This is a genomic window from Halorubrum tibetense (assembly GCF_042661865.1).
Taxonomy (GTDB): Archaea; Halobacteriota; Halobacteria; order Halobacteriales; family Haloferacaceae; genus Halorubrum; species Halorubrum tibetense.
The window spans coordinates 1-3,343 of sequence record NZ_JBHSWW010000261.1 but is presented as its reverse complement, the minus strand read 5'-3'; the positions used below and the strand labels follow the sequence as shown (position 1 = coordinate 3,343).

Below are 3,343 nucleotides of genomic sequence, written 5' to 3'. Positions count from 1 at the left end.
CGTCGCCGGTCGGGTCACTGCTCGGACGGTCGGTCGTCGACGGGCCGGGCGCGGCGGGGGCCGTCTGGTTCCCATCGGCCGTCTTGCTCGCATCGGCCGTCTCGCTCGCATCGGCCATCTCGCTCCCGGCGTCGTCGCCGCCGACGAACGGGACTCCACCACTGCCGTACCGACGCCAGCCGACCACACCAACGACCACGAGAGGGACCAACAGGAGCAGCCCCATACCCAGGATCGACGACCCGTCGTCGTCGACGGCGACGACCTGGACGGGCACGTTCTGCGTCCGCGACATCTGGGTGTCGTTGCGCTCGTCGTCGAAGCGGAAGTCCATCGACACCGGGTACGTCCGCGGGATCGCCCCCTCGTCCGCTTCGAGCTCGAAGGAGAGCCGTTCCGTCTCGCCGGGTTCGAGCTCGGGGATGAACGCCTCGGAGTCGCCGCTATCGAGCGGGCTGTTGGTGAACACTTTCATGCGGATGTTCCGGAGGGTCTGATCGTCGTTATTGCGGACGTCGAACGCGATCACGTCGGCCTCGCCGGCGTCGAGGGTCGCGTCGACGGCCGTCGCCCCTAACCGGTCGCGACGGGGTTGAACGTCGACGGTGACGTCCATCGTGGCGCTCTCGCGCACGTCGTGATGGACGTTCCGGTACCGCACGGACGTCTCCATCGTCCGAGGGCCGGGCTCCGCCTCGCCGGTCGCGCCGACACGGAACGACACCGGGACTCCCTCGCCGGGGTCGAGGCTCCCGACCGCGTACTGGGTCTCGCGTGTGGCGAGCGTGTCGGGTTCGGAGTCGATACGGAGCACCACGCCGTTGACGGACCGGTCGCCCGTGTTAACGAGCTCGCCCTCGAGGTCGCCGTCCTCGCCGACGTACAGCGAGCTCTCGACGTTCTCCATCGCGAACGTCTGCTCGCCGAACGGCTGGAAGCCGAGCTTCAGCGTGCGGTCGGCGCGCTCGTTCCCGTCGTCGTCTTCGTAGTCGATCGTCACTTCGAGCGTGTACTCCCGCTCGATGGCGTCGTCGCTCGCGCTCCCGAGGAACCGGACCGTGGTGGACTCGCCGGCCGGCAGATCGCCGACGAACGCCTCCGACTCGCCGACGTTCGCCCCGCCGGCACCGTCGCCGCCGTCGAACCCGTCCAGCTGAACCCCCTGCAGCTCGGCCCCGGTTCCGAGGTCGGCATCCTCGGCACCCGCACCGATGTCGATGGCACCGTCGGGTGCCGTCACGCTCACCGACGAAACGGTCGCGTTCTCCGGCCCGTGGTTGACGATCTCGAACTCCATCAGCCCGTCATCGTCGATGGCGACGGTGTGATCGACGAGCGTCGCCTCGAACGTTTGTTCCTCCGCCGGCGTCAGCGACGTGAGGAGGGTTCGCGTCGCTTCATCCCCGTCCTCGTCCTCGTACTCGATCTCCACTTCGACCGGATACGCCCGCTGGATCGCGGCGTCGTTCGCCTCGGCGCGGAAGACCAGCTCGGCCGTGTCGCCCGCGTCCCACTCGCCAACGAACGTCTGTGACCCCTGTCCGTCGCTGCCGAACGTGAGGTCGCCGTCGAGCGAGGCGATCGACACCGTCGCGTCCGTCAGGTCCTCGTCGCCCACGTTCTCCACGTCGATCTCGAAGTCGCCGGTGTCCCCGACGGTGACGTCGTGGTCGCGGTCGGTCACCTCGAAGCGCGCCTCGCCGTCGATGTGGATCTGAACGGTGAGTCGCTCGGTGAACGTCGTGGTGCTCTCGCGGAACCGGAGCTCGCCCTCCTCGTCGCGGTCGTAGGTGACGGAGGTCGCGTCCGTGTACTCGATCTCGACGTCGAGCTCGTAGGTGCCCGCGTCGGCGTCGTCGTCGACGCGGATCTCGAACGGGGCCGCCTCCGAGGTGTCGCCGCTGGCGATCGTCCCGAGCGAGCGTTCGTCCGTTCGGACCTCGACCGGGGCGAAGGCGGCCCGCGAGACCTCGACGTCGACGGAGCGGGCCTCGGTCGCCCGGTCGATCGCCTCCTGCGGATGGGTCTCGCCGTCGTCTATCACCTCGCCGTCGTTGCTCACGAACAGGTCGAGCGTCCCCTCCTCGCCGGGGTCGAACCGGTTCTCCGGCGCGCTCACGTCGAGGTCGGCGAGCCCCTCGACCGTCGTCTCGTTCGTTCCGTTGGACTGTGCCGTCACCGTCCAGCCCTCGCCGATCCCGACTGCCGGCACGATCATCCCGGCGACGACGATCAGCGCGATCGCGACGACCCTCGGTGCGTTCCTCCCCGATCGACCCCGTTCCTGACCCGCCATCTATGTTGTTTGTATCTTTCTACTAACAGCCTATATGCCTTCTGATGGGCGATGTCGCTGACGGCGACGAAACCCGGGGAGTAATACGGTCAAATCGAACGGTGGGGGTACAGGGTGGCCACTCGACCGGCTCCGATCGGATCGAGAACTGTAGTGCTCAACGGGGTTGGAACTCCTCGGAGTGCGGTGTTCCGTCAGAAGAGCCGGAGGAGAGGATTGTGAACCACGGTCGCTCCGCTTCGCTTCACTCCCTGATTCAAACCCCTCCCGTGGCTCTTTGACTCCACTTCGTTCCGTTAGAAGAGCCGGAGGAGGGATTTGAACCCTCGACCTATTCCTTACGAAGGAATCGCTCTGCCAGCTGAGCTACTCCGGCACGCAATCAGGTATTGCCCGATGGCAAAAATAAGGGTTCCGAAACGGTGCCGTCGGACCCGCGGGCGCGACCCCCTACATTATAAATAACCAAACGAACGAAATCATACAGAATATTGGACGAAAGTACATTTATATACAACAGACAAGACGTAGTATCCTGTTTATGGCGATGTTATTGGTAGAATATAAGGGCAAAACATAAATACGAGTTCGGACTTCGCTCAGGTGCAGTCGGACGCCGCCCGGACGCCACGACGGCGGGGGTACGATCCCCTCGGGCGGTGTCGGCTCGGTCGGAGCCCGTACCGGGCCTCGCCGTCCATGCCGGCGGTATCCCCCTAGTCCCCGCCGGCCTGGCGAGCGGCCACCCGATCACGGTCGCCGTGTCAGTCACGTCTTCGACGTACCAAGCGCGAAATCGCCTCTGGTCCGCGTTCCCACGGCTGCCTGCCTCTTGTCATGTGAGACGGGCTCTCCTCGCGATCCCTCTCGTGGATCGCGGCCTCCGGTTTCCATTCACTCCGATGCACCACCGACGCGATAGCCTCTCAGCCGGCAGCGATCCGGCCGGGAGCGGCCCGGCCGTCTACGCCCCGATGTCACCGCCCTAGACGGCGCACCGCACCGAGCGCCGCGCGAACCCCATCACCCGCCGCACTCACGGCGGCG

The 3,343-nt window shown here is 66.3% G+C and carries 1 protein-coding gene and 1 tRNA gene; both read right to left on the bottom strand.

The window, feature by feature from the left end:
- A partial coding sequence (locus ACFQEU_RS13260; RefSeq protein WP_379782897.1) for a COG1361 S-layer family protein occupies positions 1–2,296 on the bottom strand: 2,296 nt, incomplete at its 3' end.
- Between the two features lie 303 nt (positions 2,297–2,599).
- A tRNA-Thr gene (locus ACFQEU_RS13255) sits at positions 2,600–2,672 on the bottom strand.
- Positions 2,673–3,343 lie beyond the last annotated feature (671 nt).